The 14,558-nt window shown below is 58.0% G+C and carries 12 protein-coding genes; 6 read left to right on the top strand and 6 right to left on the bottom strand.

From position 1 onward, the window contains the following. Positions 1–5: 5 nt before the first annotated feature. Genes pgaB through pgaD form a run of 3 tightly spaced genes read left to right on the top strand, consistent with a single transcriptional unit; the run spans position 6 to position 3,845 of the window. Positions 6–2,024: a poly-beta-1,6-N-acetyl-D-glucosamine N-deacetylase PgaB gene (gene pgaB / locus GV764_RS00725; protein ID WP_161658642.1), complete on the top strand. Its 2,019-nt coding sequence runs from the start codon at positions 6–8 to the stop codon at positions 2,022–2,024. Beyond that, positions 2,017–3,345, top strand: a complete 1,329-nt coding sequence (pgaC, locus tag GV764_RS00720; RefSeq protein ID WP_161658641.1) for a poly-beta-1,6-N-acetyl-D-glucosamine synthase — start codon at positions 2,017–2,019, stop codon at positions 3,343–3,345. Before pgaB ends, pgaC begins: the two co-directional genes overlap by 8 nt. A gap of 2 nt (positions 3,346–3,347) precedes the next feature. Continuing rightward, positions 3,348–3,845 carry a poly-beta-1,6-N-acetyl-D-glucosamine biosynthesis protein PgaD gene (pgaD, locus tag GV764_RS00715; RefSeq protein WP_161658640.1) on the top strand — a complete coding sequence of 166 codons (498 nt, stop codon included), beginning with the start codon at positions 3,348–3,350 and terminating at the stop codon, positions 3,843–3,845. 94 nt (positions 3,846–3,939) lie between these two features. Here the strand turns inward: pgaD and dppF are convergent, their stop codons facing one another. The 5 genes from dppF to dppA form a co-directional block, all read right to left on the bottom strand. Continuing rightward, positions 3,940–4,944 (bottom strand): dipeptide ABC transporter ATP-binding subunit DppF, encoded by a 1,005-nt coding sequence (gene dppF, locus GV764_RS00710; protein WP_161658639.1) that lies wholly within the window; start codon positions 4,942–4,944, stop codon positions 3,940–3,942. Continuing rightward, positions 4,931–5,923, bottom strand: coding sequence for a dipeptide ABC transporter ATP-binding protein (gene dppD / locus GV764_RS00705; RefSeq protein ID WP_161658638.1), 993 nt, complete (start codon positions 5,921–5,923; stop codon positions 4,931–4,933). Before dppD ends, dppF begins: the two co-directional genes overlap by 14 nt. 11 nt (positions 5,924–5,934) lie before the next feature. Continuing rightward, complete coding sequence (gene dppC / locus GV764_RS00700; protein ID WP_161658637.1) at positions 5,935–6,837, bottom strand: dipeptide ABC transporter permease DppC; 903 nt, start codon at positions 6,835–6,837, stop codon at positions 5,935–5,937. 9 nt (positions 6,838–6,846) lie between these two features. Next, the gene (gene dppB / locus GV764_RS00695) at positions 6,847–7,866 is read right to left on the bottom strand and encodes a dipeptide ABC transporter permease DppB (protein WP_161658636.1); all 1,020 of its coding nucleotides are present in this window, start codon (positions 7,864–7,866) and stop codon (positions 6,847–6,849) included. A gap of 114 nt (positions 7,867–7,980) precedes the next feature. Beyond that, the gene (dppA, locus tag GV764_RS00690) at positions 7,981–9,585 is read right to left on the bottom strand and encodes a dipeptide ABC transporter periplasmic-binding protein DppA (RefSeq protein WP_161658635.1); all 1,605 of its coding nucleotides are present in this window, start codon (positions 9,583–9,585) and stop codon (positions 7,981–7,983) included. 729 nt (positions 9,586–10,314) lie between these two features. On the opposite strand from dppA, the gene GV764_RS00685 reads away from it, so the two are divergent. Then, on the top strand, positions 10,315–11,223 hold the full coding sequence (locus GV764_RS00685) for a LysR substrate-binding domain-containing protein (RefSeq protein WP_161658634.1): 909 nt from the start codon (positions 10,315–10,317) through the stop codon (positions 11,221–11,223). Here the strand turns inward: GV764_RS00685 and GV764_RS22265 are convergent. After that, entirely contained in the window at positions 11,206–12,036 is an 831-nt protein-coding gene (locus tag GV764_RS22265) for an oxamate carbamoyltransferase subunit AllH family protein (protein ID WP_161658633.1), read from the bottom strand. The two genes, GV764_RS00685 and GV764_RS22265, sit on opposite strands and share 18 nt — an antisense overlap. Positions 12,037–12,275: 239 nt before the next feature. Here GV764_RS22265 and GV764_RS00675 point away from each other — a divergent pair, with 239 nt between their 5' ends. Together GV764_RS00675 and fdrA are read left to right on the top strand one after the other, a co-directional pair. Further along, positions 12,276–12,935 carry a cysteine hydrolase family protein gene (locus GV764_RS00675; protein ID WP_161658632.1) on the top strand — a complete coding sequence of 220 codons (660 nt, stop codon included), beginning with the start codon at positions 12,276–12,278 and terminating at the stop codon, positions 12,933–12,935. Between the two features lie 70 nt (positions 12,936–13,005). Beyond that, entirely contained in the window at positions 13,006–14,556 is a 1,551-nt protein-coding gene (fdrA, locus tag GV764_RS00670) for an acyl-CoA synthetase FdrA (protein ID WP_161658631.1), read from the top strand. Positions 14,557–14,558 lie beyond the last annotated feature (2 nt).

Genomic DNA, 14,558 nt, shown 5'->3' with positions numbered 1-14,558 from the left:
TAATCATGCTGAAACAAGTGTTCCGTATCGCACTGTTGGTGGCGTCCTGGTTACTGCTCACCGCCTGCGGTAACGCGCAAAAGCCACGCTTCTTACCGCCGGATCAGCGTCCGCAGCTGGAAGCGAACAGCCCCTGGCCGCAGAACAGCTTTTTGGTACTCGGATACCATGACGTGGAAGATAACGCCGCCGATCAGCGTTATCTGTCGGTGCGTACCAGCGCCCTGAACGATCAAATGGCCTGGCTGCGCGACCATGGCTACCACCCGGTCAGCGTTCAGCAAATCCTCGATGCCCATAACGGCGTCCGCCCGTTACCCGCCAAAGCGGTGTTGCTGACTTTCGATGACGGTTACCGCAGTTTCTATGACCGCGTCTGGCCGCTGTTGCAGGCCTATAAATTCCCTGCGCTGTGGGCCCCGGTGGGAAGCTGGGTCGATGCGCCGCCAAATCAAAAGGTGAATTTCGGCGGTTTAATGACCGAGCGCAAAAAGTTTGCCACCTGGGATATGGTGCGCGAGCTAAGCCAGTCGCATCTGGTGGAAATCGGCTCTCATACCTGGAACTCGCACTACGGCAGCCAGGCCAACCCGCAGGGCAGCCAACTGCCTGCCGTGGCGAACCGGCTGTATGACAAAAACACCGGTAAATATGAAACCGATGAGCAGTTCACTCAGCGTATCGAAAGCGATGTGGTGCGCATCACCGATAAAATCACGCAAGTCACCGGCAAAGCGCCACGCGCCTGGGTTTGGCCATACGGCGCCTCCAATGGCACCTCGTTGTCTATCGCCCAAAAACATGGCTACCAGATGGCGTTTACTCTCCAGGATGGCCTGGCGAACGCTAACGATCTCAGCAGTATTCCGCGCGTGCTGATTTCCGGTAACCCGAATATCCGCGAATTCGCCAACACCCTGAATCAGGTGCAGGAAGTCTGGCCGAAGCGCGTAATGCACATCGATCTCGATTACGTGTACGACAAAAATCCGGCGCAGCAGAAACGCAATATCGACAAGCTGATCCAACGCGTATTCGACATGAAAATCACTCATGTCTATTTACAGGCCTTCGCCGACCCGACGGGCGACGGGACCGTGCGGTCGGTGTACTTCAATAACAGCGTTCTGCCGGTACGCGAGGACCTGTTTAACTATATGGCCTGGCAGCTGCAAACCCGAGCCGGGGTCGTCGTGTATGCGTGGATGCCGGTGCTGGCCGTTGATCTCGAGAAATCAATCCCTCGCGTGCAGGCCTGGAACCCGAAAACCAGTCGGGTAGAGACCAGTAAACAGCACTATCAGCGGATCTCGCCGTGGAGCCCGCAAGGCCGCCAGCAAATCACCCAGCTTTACCAGGATCTGGCGCGCTACGCCTCGTTCCGCGGCGTGCTGTTCCATGACGATGCCATGCTGACGGATTTTGAAGACGCCAGCCCGGTGGCGATGAACGCCTACCGCGCCGCCGGTTTCAACGGCACGATCAGCGATATTCGCAGCAATCCGGATACGTTCCAGCGCTGGACGCGCTACAAGAGCCGCTACCTGATCGACTTTACCCGCTCCCTGACTCAGGCGGTGCGGGATATCCGCGGCCCGTATGTCAAAACGTCGCGCAACATCTACGCGATGCCGATCCTCGAACCGGAAAGCGAAGCCTGGTTCGCGCAAAACCTTAACGATTTCCTCTCGACCTATGACTGGACCGCGCCAATGGCGATGCCGCTTATGGAAGGCGTTCCTTTGAATGAGAGTAATGCCTGGCTGGATAAGCTGGTACGAACCGTAGCAAAAGACCCGAAGGCGTTGAATAAGACGGTCTTTGAACTGCAAGCCAGGGACTGGAACAAGGATGACAATCACTCGGAAATCCGCGGTGCGCAGTTAGCCGAATGGATGAAGCAGCTCCAGATGAGCGGCGCCAGACATTTTGGTTACTACCCTGATGATTTCATAAACGATAAGCCTGAGATGTCCCTGGTCAGACCGGCATTCTCATCTTACTGGTATCCGAAAAATGATTGATCGCTTAATAGCTTTTCTCGTTCTTTGCCTGGTATTCAGTATCCCGCTCGGCGTGGCGGTGATCTTTACCGGCGAAATGATGCTGAACTTCGTGTTCTTCTGGCCGCTGTTTATGTCCGCCATCTGGATCACCGGCGGGATTTACTTCTGGTTTTACCGTGAGCGCAAATGGCCGTGGGGCAAAGAGGTGCCGCCCCCCGTGCTGGAGGGCAATCCGCTGATCTCCATTCTGATCCCCTGTTACAACGAGGGGCTGAACGCGCGGGAAACGGTGGAAGCCGCCATGGCGCAGCGCTATGAAAACATTGAAGTGATCGCCATTAACGACGGTTCTTCCGATAACACCGCCGACGTGCTCGATAAGCTGGCTGCGGAGTATCCGCGCCTGCGCGTGATCCACCTGGCGGAAAACCAGGGGAAAGCGGTGGCGCTGAAGACCGGGGCCGCCGCCGCGCGCAGCGACTTCCTGGTGTGTATCGATGGCGATGCTTTGCTGGATCGCGATACCGCCGCTTATCTGGTCGCGCCGCTGCTACAGTTCCCGCGCGTCGGCGCGGTGACCGGCAACCCGCGCATCCGTACCCGCTCCACGCTGATAGGCCGCGTTCAGGTAGGGGAATTCTCCTCCATCATCGGGCTGATTAAGCGTACCCAGCGTATTTACGGGCAGGTGTTCACCGTTTCCGGGGTGATTGCCGCATTCCGCCGCAGCGCGCTGGCGGAAGTGGGCTACTGGAGCCCGGATATGATCACCGAAGACATTGATATCAGCTGGAAATTGCAGCTGCGCCACTGGTCAATCTTCTTCGAGCCGCGCGCGCTGTGCTGGATCCTGATGCCGGAAACGCTAAAAGGCCTGTGGAAACAGCGTCTGCGCTGGGCGCAGGGCGGCGCGGAGGTATTCCTGGTGAATATGCGCCGCCTGGCCGCCTGGGAATATCGCCGCATGTGGCCGCTGTACTGGGAGTTTACGCTGTCCACCACCTGGGCCTTCGCCTACGCCATGAGCGTGATGCTGTTTGTTCTCGGTTACCTGGTGCCGATGCCGGAGGATTTACAGATCCACAGCCTGTTCCCGCCGGCTTTTACCGGCCTGATGCTGGGTGTGGTGTGTTTAGTCCAGTTCCTGGTCAGCCTGCTGATTGAGCGCCGTTACGAAAATGGCATCGCCGGCTCGCTGTTCTGGGTGATTTGGTTCCCGGTGGTGTACTGGATGCTCAGCCTGTTCACGACGCTCGTGGCCTTCCCGAAAGTCATGTTGAAACGCCAGCGCGCCCGCGCGCGTTGGGTGAGCCCTGACCGCGGTATTGGGAGAATATAACGATGGAACATCCATTAATTTTCACTGAACAGCGCAAGCTGCCAAAGTTTATCGATTTTGTGATGACCGTTGCCGCCTGGCTGGGATTCGCTTATTTGATCTTTCTTGGGCTGGTTAAGGCGCTATCGGAAAACGCCTTTATGGGGCCGCGCCCGTTTGAATCGACGCTGGTTACCCTGGCGCTTTATTTCCTTATCGCGCTGGTGAACGGGCTGGTGCTGATCCTGTGGGCCAAATATAACCAGCTGCGCTTTCGGGTAGAACGCCGTAAACGCCGCCCGGCGCTGGCGGCTAAAGAGCTGGCGGTCAGTTTCCATATCACCCCGGAACTGGTTACCGAGCTCAATAAAGCGCGGGTACTGTCGGTGCATCACAATTCAACGGGCGGGATATCGTATGTGGATATTAAGCAGGGGATTAACGATAACCTGCTGCCTGCTCCACCGCTAAAGCTGCAAATGATGTCCCCGCCGCTGCGCCAGAGGGCGTCGGCGACGTAGCACAGAGACCGTAAGGAAAACGCCAGCGAGATGCTGGCGTTTTTGTCTACCCGGTAGACGAAAAAAAGCCGGGACATCATCCCGGCTCTTGTGATTAACGGATTTCCCCGTTCTCATCCTGGTCCACCGCGAAGCAGGCCACCAGCTGCCCGCCGTAGGACTTAAGCTGCGGCTGCAACTGGGTGCAGGGACCGAAGCGGCGGCGGCAGCGGGCGTTAAACGCACAACCCGGCGGCGGGTTGAGCGGGCTTGGCAGCTCGCCGGTGAGTTTGATGCGCTCGCGGCGATCGTCCGGGTTCAGACGCGGCGTCGCGGAGAGCAGCGCCTGGGTGTACGGGTGGCGCGGGTTGCTGAAGATCTGGTCTTTCGTGCCCTTCTCCACGCAGCGACCCAGGTACATCACCATCACTTCATCGGCGATGTGTTCCACCACCGAAAGATCGTGGGAGATAAACACGTAGGACAGCCCCAAATCCTGCTGCAAATCCATCATCAGATTCAGTACCTGGGCGCGCACCGACACATCCAGCGCAGAGACCGGCTCGTCAGCGATCACCACGTCCGGGTCGAGCATCAGACCACGGGCGATAGCGATACGCTGGCGCTGGCCGCCGGAGAACATATGCGGATAGCGGTCATAATGTTCGGTTTTCAGGCCGACTTTCGCCATCATCGCCAGCGCTTTCTCGCGACGCGCGTCTTTGCTGAGATCGGTGTTGATCAGCAGCGGCTCTTCGAGGATCTGGCCCACTTTTTTACGCGGGTTGAGCGATCCGTAGGGGTTCTGAAACACGATCTGGATTTTCTGGCGGCGCAGCTTCTGCGCCTGCGGATCGTGCTTGAGCAGATCCTGACCCTGATAGTACAGCTCGCCGCCGGTGGGCGTTTCAATCATGGTCAGCAGACGGCCCAGAGTGGATTTCCCACAGCCGGACTCGCCCACCACCGCCAGGGTTTTGCCGCGCTCCAGGCTGAACGACACCCCGTCCAGCGCTTTTACCAGACGCTCCTGAGCGAACATCCCTTTTTTGACCGGGTAGTGTTTCTTTAAATCAATAGCCTGCAACAGCGGTTGCGTGGTGGCCTCAAGCGTACTCATAGTTTGGCCTCCCGGCGTCATCGAGTGGGTAGTGGCATTTCGACTGACGACCGTTGTCGACGGTATTCAAATCGGGTTCTACGCTGCGGCATTTGTCGGTGGCGTAGGGGCAGCGCGGGTTCAGCAGGCAGCCGTTCGGGCGGTCGTATTTACCCGGAACCACGCCCGGTAACGACGCCAGACGCGCTTTATCCTGAGCGAACTCCGGCAGCGCGCGCAGCAGCGCCTGGGTGTACGGATGGCGCGGCGCGCGGAAAATATCCCGCGAATCGCCCGCTTCCACCACCTGGCCCGCGTACATTACGATGATTTTGTGGGCCGCTTCCGCCACCAGCGCCAGGTCATGGGTGATCAGGATCAGCGCCATGTTCTCGCGCTGTTGCAGTTCCAGCAGCAGCTCGATGATCTGCGCCTGGATGGTCACATCCAGCGCCGTTGTCGGTTCATCGGCAATCAGCAGTTTTGGCCGACAGGCAATCGCCATGGCGATCATCACGCGCTGGCTCATCCCGCCGGATAACTGGTGCGGATACACGTCCAGCCGCGAGGCCGGGTCGGGGATCCCCACCTGGTTAAGCAAATCAATCGCCCGCTGACGGCGGGTTTTCTTGTTGCCGCCCTGGTGCACCTTAATGGCTTCCATAATCTGAAAACCCACGGTGTAGCAGGGGTTCAGGCTGGTCATCGGATCCTGGAAAATCATCGCCACTTCCGAGCCCACCAGATTACGGCGTTCTTTTTCTGAAATGCGTTTCAAATCCTGGCCGTTAAACGCCAGGTTGTCCGCCATCACGCGGCCCGGGTAATCAATCAGCCCCATAATCGCCAGCGAGCTTACCGACTTACCGGAACCGGATTCGCCGACGATACCCACCACCTGGCCTTGCTCCACGCTGTAACTGACACGGTCAACGGCACGGAACGGGGTGCCTTCGTCGCCGAAGTGCACCGATAATTTATCTACATTCAATAACGCCATCTCGTGCCTCTTTACTGCTTGAGTTTGGGATCGAGCGCATCACGCAGGCCGTCACCCATCAGGTTAAATGCCAGCACCGTCAGCAGGATAGCCAGACCGGGGAAGGTCACTACCCACCAGGCACTTTGTGCGAACTGCAACACGTCGGAGAGCATGGTGCCCCACTCCGGCGTTGGCGGTTGCGCACCCATGCCGAGGAAGCCAAGGGCGGCCATATCGAGAATGGCGTTAGAGAAGCCCAGCGATGCCTGAACAATCAGCGGCGCGAGGCAGTTAGGGAAAATGTTGATGAACATCTGGCGCATCGCGCCAGCGCCCGCCACGCGGGATGCGGTGACGTAATCGCGGTTCACTTCCACCAGCACCGCCGCGCGGGTTAAGCGCACGTAGTGCGGCAGCGCCACAAAGGTGAGCGCCAGCGCGGCGTTACCAATCGACGGGCCGAAAATCGCCACCAGCACCAGCGCCAACAGCAGGCTGGGCAGCGCCAGCATGATATCGACCACGCGCATGATGACGTTATCGACGATGCCGCCGAAGTAACCGGCGATCAGACCGAGCACGATGCCCATCACCAGCGACAGGACCACCACCAGGCAGCCGACCAGCAGCGACAGGCGCGCGCCGTACATCAGGCGCGACAGCACATCGCGGCCCACGTCATCCGTTCCCAACAAATGCGCCAGACTGCCGCCGTCCTGCCAGGCAGGCGGCGCCAGCAGCGCGTCGCGGAACTGGTCCGCCGGGTTATAGGGCGCGATAAAGTTGGCGAACACGGCGATAAAAATCATCACCGCCACGTACACCAGCCCGACCACCGCGCCTTTGTTGCGTTTAAAGTAGTGCCAGAATTCCTGCATCGGCGTCATCGGCACCGGTGCGGCCACCACCTTGTTTTCTGTCATTTGCGTCATGATGGCCCCTTATTTTTTATGACGAATACGCGGGTTCACCACGCCGTACAGCAAATCGACCAGCAGGTTGACCAGGATAATCATGGTCGCCACCAGCAATACGCCGCCCTGCACGACCGGATAATCACGGCGTTGCAGCGCGTCAATCAGCCAACGACCCAGGCCCGGCCAGGAGAAGATGGTTTCGGTGAGGATCGCGCCCGCCAGCAGCGTGCCGACCTGCAAACCGATCACCGTCACCACCGGCAGCATCGCGTTACGCAGGGCGTGGACGATGATGACGCGCATACGGGTCAGACCCTTGGCGCGCGCGGTGCGGATGTAATCTTCACCCAGCACTTCCAGCATCGAGGAGCGCGTCATACGCACAATCACCGCCAGCGGAATGGTGCCGAGCACGATGGCCGGTAAAATCATATGGGCCAGCGCATCAATAAAGTTGCCCTCTTCGCCCCAAATCGCGGTGTCGATCAGCATAAAGCCGGTCAGCGGATTGGAGTCGTCAAGGAACACCATGTCGCTTACCCGCCCGGAAACCGGCGTCAGGTTCCATTGCACCGAGACCAGCATGATCAGCATCATGCCCCACCAGAAAATCGGCATCGAGTAGCCGGTCAGCGCCAGGCCAACAGCGGTGTGATCGAAGATGGAGCCACGTTTCACCGCCGCCAGCACCCCAACCGGAATACCCACCGCAACGGCGAAAATCATGGCGCACACCCCGAGTTCCAGGGTCGCCTGGAAGCGAGGCACGAATTCTTCCCAGACCGGGAGGCGGCTTTTTAACGAAATGCCTAAATCACCGTGCATGACGCCCCAGATGTAATTGACGTACTGCTGCCACAGCGGCTTATCAAGGCCGAGCGCTGCCAGCATTTCAGCGTGACGTTCCGGGGAGAGCCCGCGTTCGCCAGCCATAATCATGACCGGGTCGCCAGGGATCATATGAACGAATGCGAAGGTGAGTAGGGTGATGCCTATGAAGGTGGGGATAACTAACCCCAGGCGTCGAAGGATGAACTGCAACATATCCCGAATTCTCAGTAATCTCCCGGCGCGTTGCCGCATCAGGATTGTATTGCTCACAAATCTTTCACCCCTTCTCCTGGCGGAGAAGGGGAATAAAAGCTCTTTTAACTTTTATTATTCGACAGAAACGTTATCGAAGTGGTGTTTACCCAACGGATCAACCACATAGCCTTTAACTTCCTTACGCACAGGCTCGTAAACGGTGGAGTGAGCGATGATCAGCGCCGGAGCCTGGTCATGCATCACTACCTGCGCCTGTTTGTACAGTTCGATACGCTTGTTGTGGTCTTCCGCCGCGCGCGCCGGTTGGATCAGATCTTCAAACGGCTTGTAGCACCAGCGAGAGTAGTTGGAACCGTCTTTCGCCGCGTCGCAGCTGAACAGGGTGGCGAAGAAGTTATCCGGATCCCCGTTGTCGCCGGTCCAGCCCATCATCACCGCCTGATGCTCGCCCGCTTTGGCGCGCTTCAGATACTCGCCCCACTCGTAGGTCACGATCTTGGCCTGAACGCCGATTTTCGCCCAGTCAGCCTGGATCATCTCCGCCATACGGCGCGCGTTCGGGTTGTAAGGACGCTGTACCGGCATCGCCCACAGCTCAACGGTAAAGCCTTCCTGACCGGCTTCTTTCAGCAGCGCTTTGGCCTTCTCAACGTCATAGGTGTAATCCTTAACGTCGTCGTTATAGCCCCACATGGTCGGCGGGATCAGGTTTTTAGCCGCCACGCCCGCGCCCTGATAAACCGCTTTGATGATCGCTTCTTTGTTTACCGCGTAAGTCAGCGCCTGACGCACTTTCACGTCATCAAACGGTTTCTTCTCGGTATTGAAAGACAGGTAGCCCACGTTCAGACCGGCCTGTTCCATCAGGTTGATGTTTTTGTCCTGCTTCATGCGCGCGATGTCTGCCGGATTCGGGTACGGCATCACCTGGCATTCGTTTTTCTGCAGTTTGGCGTAACGCACGGACGCGTCCGGAGTGATGGAGAACACCAGGCGGTCGATCTGCGGTTTGGTGCCCCAGTAGCCTTCAAACGCTTTATACAGAATACGGGAGTCTTTCTGGTACTGCTGCAGCTGGAACGGACCGGTGCCGATTGGGTTCAGGTCCACTTTTTCCGGCGTACCGGCTTTCAGCATGTTGTCAGCGTACTCTTTAGAGAGGATCGACGCGAAGTCCATCGCCATGTCCGCCAGGAAAGGCGCTTCCGGGCGAGTCAGCACGAACTGAACGGTTTTGTCGTCGACTTTTTTCACTTCAGAAATCAGCGCCGGGAGGCCCATGCCTTCGAAGTATTCATAGCTGCCGCCAGACACTTTGTGGTACGGGTTCTGCTCGTTTTTCTGGCGATCGAAAGAGAACACCACGTCGTCGGCGTTAAATTCGCGCGTCGGTTTGAAATCTTTGCTGTCCTGCCACTTCACGCCCTGGCGCAGGTGGAAGGTATAAGTTTTACCGTCTTCGCTGATTTCCCATTTCTCAGCCAGGCCCGGGATCACTTCGGTGGTGCCGGTTTTGAACTCAACCAGGCGGTTGTAGATTGGCACGGAGCTGGCGTCATAAGTGGTGCCAGAGGTGAAAAGCTGCGGGTTGAAGCCTTCCGGGGAACCTTCTGAACAGTAAACCAGGGTTTTCGCTTGTACACTTGCTGCGACAGTCATCGCCACCAGGCTAAGACCAAATTTCAGCATCCCTGACTTCTTCAAGGAAATACTCATTATTCTGCTCCAATGTGATTTGTGTTGTGTTTACTCGCCCTGGTCCGTTTTACTTCTCTGCGGAGACGCGTACGCACCGGGAGAAACTCCGGGTGTGGCTGCGTTACCGTAGCTGTAAACCGAAATACGTTGAGTAATTACCGTCAGACCTTTTTTTGTTTTTTACCGGTCTTAACGGAATCTGCCCGAAGGGCAATGTGAGGATGGGGAATCCTTTCATTTGAATGTCTGAGTTGCAGTACAGATCGTCCATAAAGTGCCCCTCACGCCCTACAATCTGTCAACAGAATGTGAAAACGTCAATACAGGACTCCGTTATTTACAACCGGGGTGAGAAACGGCAGACAAAGATTAAAAAAACTTCGCACCGCTATTTCCAGCACGGAAAATTATGCTACCGGCAACCTGGCAGAATAATCGTCTTGCTTATCTGCTCTGACCAGCCATATTCATTTGTTGACGATATTTAAAATTTCTTGAGTAATGGCGAAGATATGAACGCTAAATGCCGAAAAGTTTACGCCTTTCAGCAAAAAATCCTGACGCCATCCATAAGTAGAGCGGAAAACCCACACCGGCTTTCATAATAAAATTCAATGAAAAATGTCACAAAACGGTGACGACGCGGTAAAAACGTTGCTAATTATCGATGACGAATTAAGTTTCAGTTTCAGCCGTCTAATTCTGGTAGCCTGATAGCCCTTAATCACGTACTCAGGAGGAAGGTTTATGCACATTACGGCCCAGGCTCTCCAGGTAGTAATTACCACCGCGCGTTGCGGAAGTTTCGCGGCCGCGGCGGAAGAATTACATAAGGTCCCGACGGCCCTGAGTTATACCGTGCATAAACTGGAAAGCAGTCTGGGCGTGCGGTTATTTGAGCGCGATGGAAAACAACTGCGCCTGACAGAAGCCGGTCGCTTTTTTATTAAAAAAGGTGAACTGATTCTGGCGGAGCTGGATGAATTAAGTTTTTCCACCCAACGTATTTCCGCAGGCGTGGAAACGCGCCTGAGCCTGTCGCTGAATAACATCATCAGCATGAAGCCGATTTATGAATTATTGCGCGACAGCGAGCGCCATTTTCCCCAAACCGAAATTCATATTTCTATTGATGTGCATGACGGCGTCTGGGACGCTTTGCTGGAAAAGCGTGCGGATATCGCCATTGGCGCGCCGAATTTAAAAGCCGGAAATGAAATTCGCTGTGAAGATATCGGCACGGCGGAATGGGTGTTCGCCATTAGCCCGGATCATCCGCTGGCCGCGTACCAGCGCCCGCTGCGCGCCGAAGATTTACGCCCCTGGCCGGCGATTTGTATACGCGACACGTCGGTGCGGCTGGAGCCAAAGGTCGCCTGGCTATTGCGCGGCCAAAAAGCGCTGGTCGCCCCGGATTATCACAGCAAAATCGCCATGCATCTGGCGGGGCTGGGGATCGGTTTTCTGCCGTATCACATCTGCCAGCCGTGGCTGGATGACGGGCGCTTAGTCTGCATGACCATCGAAGAAGCCAAACAGCCGACGCCGCTCTATCTCGCGTGGTCGTCAGAGCATTCGCGCCCCTGTTTTTCCTGGTGGATGGAGCAGTTACGCAAACCGGCTATCCAGCAGCAGTTTTTACAGCCGCTGGCCTGACAGCGCCCGAAGGGTAAAAAACAGGCCGGTCAACATATCGTGCCCGGACGAATGGCCGTATTCCGCCACGCGCAATAACCGGTAATTGAGCGATATGTCTGTGGGCGTGGTCAACGCCAACAGCTGTTCGCCGAAATGCCCGCGACAGCCGTAGTACAGCATTGCCCGGCTGATCGTGGTGGTGCGATCCAACAGCGCGGTTATCGCCGCCGCCAGATCATCAACGCGGCGATGACGCGTCGCTTTCAGCGCGAACAGCATACCCAGTAAAAAATCATCGCCGGACGGCGTCAGGCCCGCCCCTGCGCCAATCAGCGTTTTTAGCGCGTCGCCGGGCGTTTGCGCGTCATCATCCAGCCAGGCCGCCAGCCGCCGCACCGCCTGCATCATCCGTTCATTGCTGCTGTGCAGAATATTCCAGATGCCGTACTCCGGCGCGATAACGGGCAAAAATACCCGCAGTTGCGCCAGTAAATTTTCCGGGAACGCCGCGCCGGGCGGCACGCGAGTGGACTGGCAGGGAACGTCTGTCAGCGTTAAACGACAACCCGCAGCGGCAAACGTGCCGTCAGCCTGCCGCCTCAGCGTCTCGCCAGCCGAAAACCGCGGGCGCAAATCCGCGCATGCCATCCGCACCGCGCCGGGGGCCAGCGGTGTGTCCTGGGTTAACAGCGTTAATACATGATTGTCCGGCGTGGTGAAATTGCAGGCGTGATGAAAGACCGAGTGCACCACCAGCGCTCCGCCGTTCAGCTGCTGCGGTACGCTATTGCACATCACAATGGCCGTTAGATCGTTGAGTTTTCCGTTCACGTTTCCCCGCCTTTTTCTATCGCGATCACAAATTCGCGCTTTGCTTTTTCCACGTCTACCGTAATGGTCTATGGGCGATGTTTTCGCCAGGCCAGAAGCCGCAAGGCCTGAGCCATTGTGCCTGCATTAAAACCTCGCTGCCCTCAGTTTTTTTGAGGGTTAAGCAGAAATCCTTTTTGGGCGTGCGCCGTAGCGCTTTCCTACACTGACCAAAGAACATACACCAGCAAGGAGCAGGTATGAAAACTCTTGATGCACAACCTTTTGCGTATTCATTCGACCCGGCAACCACTGCGCTTATCGTGATCGATATGCAACGTGATTTCGTCGAGCCCCACGGCTTTGGTGAGGCGCTGGGCAATGACGTTTCCCTGCTGCGCCGGGCTATCGATCCCTGTCGCCGCCTGCTGGAAGCGGCACGCCGCGCCGGACTCTTTGTAGTGCATACCCGCGAAGGGCACCGCCCGGACCTCAGCAACTGTCCGGCAGCCAAACTGACGCGCGGCGGTAAAACCTTTATCGGTCAGCAGGGCACCATGGGCCGCATTCTGATCCAGGGCGAGCCCGGTCACGACATCATTCCCGAACTCTATCCACAGGCAGGCGAGCCGATTATTGATAAGCCCGGCAAAGGGGCATTCTTCGCCACCGATCTTCACCTCATTCTTCAGGCCCGGGGCATTACGTCGCTGATTATTTGCGGCGTGACCACCGAAGTCTGTGTTCAAACCACCGCCAGGGAAGCCAATGACCGGGGCTATGAAGTGCTTATCCCCGAAGATTGCTGCGCTTCGTATTTCCCGGAATTTCACCGGGCCGCCCTTGAGATGATCAAAGCACAGGGCGCGATTGTTGGCTGGGTGAGCGACGCCGACGCCGTTATCGACGCCCTGCGTTAATCCCCCACAGAGGAAATGTTTCTGCGCCGCTCGCTGCGGTGCAGGCACCCTATTATCTCAGGAAATGATAATGAAACTGCATTGCAAGAGTTACCCCAACCTGTACAAAGACTCGGTTTCTTTGATGCAGGTCTCCGCCAGACTCAACGCCTTTGACGGCGTAAGCCAGGCATCGGTGGCGATGGCGACCGACGCCAACATCGAGCGGATGCGTGACGCCGGAATGAACGTTGAGATGGACGCGCGCCCGAACGACCTGCTGATCGCCCTGATGGCGGACGACGAAACCGGCGCGGCGGCGCTGGAGATGGCCGACGCGCTGTTGCGCCCGGATAACAGCCGCGACGGCCAGCAGAGCCTTGAAAAGCGCGAGCCCACCAGCATCAGCATGGGCGTGGAAGACCAGCCGGACGCCACGCTGGCGCTGATCTCCGTACCGGGCCGCTATGCGGGCGGCGAAGCGATGAAAGCGTTGCAGAACGGTCTGAACGTGATGCTGTTCAGCGACAACGTGCCGGAAGATGAAGAACGCGCCATTAAAGCGTACGCCGCCGAACAGGGCCTGCTGGTGATGGGGCCGGACTGCGGCACCGCTATCGTTAATCAGTTGCCGCTCGGCTTCGCCAACGTGATCCGCCCCGGCGCTATCGGCCTGGTGGCGGCCTCGGGCACCGGGCTTCAGGAAGTGAGCTGCGCCATCCACCATCTCGGCGAAGGCGTTTCTCAGGCGCTGGGCACCGGCGGGCGCGATCTGCATGAGGAGATCGGCGGCCTGAGCATGATCCAGGCGATCCGCATGCTGGCCGACGATCCCGACACCCGACTCATCACCCTGATCTCCAAACCCCCCGCACCTGCGGTCGCCGGGACGGTGCTGCGTCTCGCCGCAGGCTGCGGCAAGCCGGTGGTGGTGCATTTCCTCGGCGCCGACAGCCAGGAGATCGCCCGCTATGGCGTAACGGCAGCCAGTAGCCTGCAACATGCCGCCGCCGTCTCCGTGGCGATATTGCGCGGCCAGACGCCGCCTGCGCCGGAAAACCTGACCCCGCAGCAGTGCGAGCGGCTGCGCGCTGAAGCCGGGAAAATGGCCGCCGGGCAGCGCGATATTCGCGGCGTGTTCGCCGGCGGCACGTTCTGTTACGAAGCCCAGCTGGCACTGATTGCCGCCGGTTTGACCTGCGAATCCAACTCACCGGTGCATGGCGCAACGCCGTTACACGACAGCCATCGCGGCCAGGGCCACAGTTTTGTGGACATGGGCGACGACGAGTTCACCCAGGGCCGTCCGCACCCGATGATCGACCCGACCCTGCGCGATGAGCGCTTAAAACGCGAGGCCGCCAGCCCGGGAACCGCCGTGCTGCTGTTTGATGTGGTGCTCGGCTACGGGGCCAGCGCCGATCCGTGTGCCGGACTGCTGCCGCTGTTGCGCGAGGCGCAGCAGAACGCGCAACAGCAGGGCCGCCATCTGCTGATTATCGCTCACGTGTGCGGCACCGAACGCGATCCGCAATCGCGCCAGCAGCAGATCGCCGCACTCACCGACGCAGGCGTGCTGGTCGCAGACAGCAACGTACAGGCCGCACAGATGGCGGCGTTTGTCGCTCAATTACGGAAATAGAT

Source organism: Atlantibacter hermannii (genome assembly GCF_009907385.1).
GTDB lineage: Bacteria > Pseudomonadota > Gammaproteobacteria > Enterobacterales > Enterobacteriaceae > Atlantibacter > Atlantibacter hermannii_A.
Note: the sequence above shows the minus strand (reverse complement) of the source record. Positions and strands in the feature narration are given on the sequence as shown.